This window comes from uncultured Streptococcus sp., from assembly GCF_905372115.1.
In the GTDB taxonomy this organism is placed as follows: domain Bacteria; phylum Bacillota; class Bacilli; order Lactobacillales; family Streptococcaceae; genus Streptococcus.
This window is the reverse complement of record NZ_CAJPNR010000079.1, coordinates 1-3,292: the sequence shown is the minus strand read 5'-3', so window position 1 is coordinate 3,292 and position 3,292 is coordinate 1. Positions and strand designations below refer to the sequence as shown.

The 3,292-nt window shown below is 40.6% G+C and carries 4 protein-coding genes; all 4 read right to left on the bottom strand.

All coding sequences use genetic code 11. From position 1 onward, the window contains the following. Positions 1-201 precede the first annotated feature (201 nt). Positions 202-765 (bottom strand): bifunctional transcriptional activator/DNA repair enzyme AdaA, encoded by a 564-nt coding sequence (locus QZ169_RS11505; RefSeq protein ID WP_295507166.1) that lies wholly within the window; start codon positions 763-765, stop codon positions 202-204. Then, entirely contained in the window at positions 762-1,256 is a 495-nt protein-coding gene (locus QZ169_RS11500) for a methylated-DNA--[protein]-cysteine S-methyltransferase (protein ID WP_295507164.1), read from the bottom strand. Before QZ169_RS11500 ends, QZ169_RS11505 begins: the two co-directional genes overlap by 4 nt. 26 nt (positions 1,257-1,282) lie before the next feature. Next, positions 1,283-2,188, bottom strand: coding sequence for a DNA-3-methyladenine glycosylase (locus QZ169_RS11495; RefSeq protein WP_049540661.1), 906 nt, complete (start codon positions 2,186-2,188; stop codon positions 1,283-1,285). 124 nt (positions 2,189-2,312) lie between these two features. Further along, on the bottom strand, positions 2,313-3,164 hold the full coding sequence (locus tag QZ169_RS11490; protein WP_295507161.1) for a VOC family protein: 852 nt from the start codon (positions 3,162-3,164) through the stop codon (positions 2,313-2,315). Positions 3,165-3,292 lie beyond the last annotated feature (128 nt).

The window sequence follows — 3,292 nt, the reverse complement described above, 5'->3', positions numbered from 1 at the left end:
CACTGAAAGTATACATAGGGGACAGCACCAAACGGTTGGTTAATTTGGCACCGTGGCGCAATTGAATCGGGGCTACAATTTGTTTAGACATAGTAAAAATCTCCTTTCTTATTTGACAATTGGTTTTCAATAAGTATTTATTACCAACAGGTATTCGCTATTAAAATCTACGCTGTAACATCATGAGAATTCATTATACTCTTATTTATAATGTCGTTTTCTATACTCCATCGGACTCACTCCGTAAGTCTTCCGAAATAATTTTGCGAAATAGGCTGCATGCAGGCCACCTGAATGCTCTGCAACTTCTTGTATTGAGAGATTAGTGGTGATTAGTATTTCTTTAGAGTATTCTAACCGAAGTTCGCGTAAACGTTCTTGTGGTGTTTTTCCAGTCACACTCTTATAGACATGCCGAAGATAAGACTCAGAGCCTTTTGCCATAAAAGCTAAATCTTTCAAAGTTAAACTTTGCTGGAAATATCCTTTTAAAATATGATCAATTTCTTCTACCCACTCCTCTTTGCTAACCGGCTTTCCTAGTGGACGGCATCGTTTACATGGTCTATATCCTGCTTCAACTGCCTGCTCTGCTTTTTGAAAAATCGTTACATTTTCTTTTTTGGGAAGACGAGAGGCACATGAGGGACGACAGAAAATTCCGGTACTTCTAACACCATACCAAAAAAACGTATCATAATCACTGTTATTACTTTTAATAGCCTCCCACTCCCAATCTTCAGCCATATGTCCTAACGCCATCATTTCCTCGCCTCCAGCTTCAGCAGGTAAGCTTTTTTATCAAGTCCGCCGGCATAACCCGTCAGCTCGCCATCGCTTCCAACGATCCGATGACAGGGAATTAAAATAGAAATAGGATTATGCCCAATCGCACCTCCGACTGCTCTGGCCGAACCAATCTTACCATACTCGGCTTGTAACTCTCGTAGAATATCTGAATAGGTAGCCGTCTGACCGTAGGAAATCTTCTGCAACACTGCCAGAACCTTGCTTCTGAATTCAGTCACTTGAGGTGCCAGTAGAATCTCATCTGTTGGAGAATTTTCCCCCTTAAAATAAGCATCTAGCCATGCAACAACGCGTTGGCTTACTTCTGTTTCCTCCTGCTGTGCTTGCTCCAAATCATAGCCTGCGCCATAATATTTCTGTCCTTCCAGCCACAGCCCCAGCAGGGCAGTTTCGTCCGTCATAATGAGAATACGGCCGATTGGGGATTTGTAATAAGTTATGTACATTTCTTCTCCTTTTCGATGATAATCAACTAATAAAGCAAACGCCAAATATAAAAAACTGCATATGAACACCATGTTCCCCACTCATTTTTTAACTTTAACAGCAATTCCTTAGACGGTTTCTCATCTAAACCAAGTATATAAGATATGCCATTCTGCAATCCAATGTCAGCCATCGGAAAAGCCGATTGGATACGAAAACATCGCATCATCACATAATGAGCCGTCCACGGACCGACACCATAAAGTTTAAGCAGCTCTTTTTCAATTTGCTCAGCTGTATCTAACTTTTGATAATAACTTCTTGAAATGGTGCCCTGATACAAGAGCTTTGATATTGTTTGCAAATATTCTGCTTTTTTACGAGTCATTTGCAACTCCAATAACTCCTCAGCCATACTATTCGCGACCATCTTTGGCTTTGGATAAAGCCAGTAAGTTTCATGGTTATAGTGAAAAGCTTCGCCATATTTCTTGACAAAACGTTCTTTTAGGGTATAAGCATAAGCAAGATTTACCTGCTGTCCTAAAATTCCCCAAGTAATAGCCTCATAAAAATCTGGGACACCAATCAAACGAAGTCCGTAAAATTTCTGAACTAAAGGAGATAAAATATCATCTTCTTGTGCAAACTGATAAAAGTTATCTAACGACTGATCTAAATCCAACCAATCTCTGACAAAATTGCTAATAACTTTTCTAGCCTCAGCAGAAAAAATAGTCTGATTTTCTGCCTGGATACATATCTCTTGAACTTGCTCATTGTAAAAAATCGTACAAAGATAAAATTCATTTTCAACTTTAAACAAGCGCTTAATTCTGTCATTTGCAACTTGGTACATCACTTCCTTTTCCTCTCTTGATAAGTAGGAAATGATTTGTCCCCAGTCAAAGATAGATGACGTTTCTAAATAGATTATATTTTTAGCTAACATTTCTCCACCTTTCTTTTAGTTATTATACCATCATTTTGGAAGCGGAAATATAACAATCTGGCTTTCTCATCAGAAAAACAAAATCCCCCTATCTTTAGCAGATGGGGGATGACATCGTATTTAACTATGTGACTTGAAGCTTAGCCACAATCCCATCTGGGTCTGTGACTTCTAGCTCTTGGGAGCTAATCCATCGGACTGGTGCCTGCAAGTCCAGAGCATTTTCATAAATAGCTACTAGGTCTTCTTTTCCTTCCACTTGCGCCTCAAAATATGCTAGTCCCTGTTGTTTAGGTTGACGATGATTCAAGTGAGAACCTCCCCATTCATTAACGGCTAAATGGTGATGGTATTTTCCAGATGCCAGCCAGCTAGCAGAAGGTACAGAAAATTTGTCCTCCAAGCATAGAAGCTTTTGGTAAAAATGACTGGTTGCTCTGCTATTTTTCACAGATAGATGGACATGGCCCATACGAGTGCCTTTAGCAATACTAAACGGTTGGACTTCCTGACCCAGTTCATAGATTTCTTGAGCCGCGAGCGCTTCCGTCACTCCGATAATGCGGCCATCTTCTCGAATATCCCAATCAGCCTGAGGCTTGTCCCGATAAAGCTCAATGCCGTTGCCTTCTGGGTCCTCCAGATAAATGGCTTCACTATAACCGTGGTCCGCTCCTCCAACCATAGGTACTTTATTTTCTGATAAATGCTTAAGGATATCCGCCAAAGCTTGACGACTTGGAAGCAAGAGTGCCAGATGATAAAGACCGTAAGCAGACTTGACGGTCTGCCGGTCACTGGTTGCTAAAAGCCTCACCAGAACTTGTCCGTCCCTGCCCAAAGCCACCTCTCCATCCTGCTCTTCCAAAAGTTCCAAGCCTAAAACGCGCTGATAAAAATCCCTTTGTCTTGCTAAGTCAGCCACATAAAGTGCCACCTCTCCTAGATAAATCTTGCTTTCATATTCAAAAGTCATGTTTTTTCTCCTCTCTTTAATTTTAAATGTCAGGAGTGCTCCTGCCAAATCTTTTTTTATTTCTCCAAAACAGAGATAGGTTCCTTGATATGGTTTTCCACATCTCTATTTGCTCCGAAGGATTATTC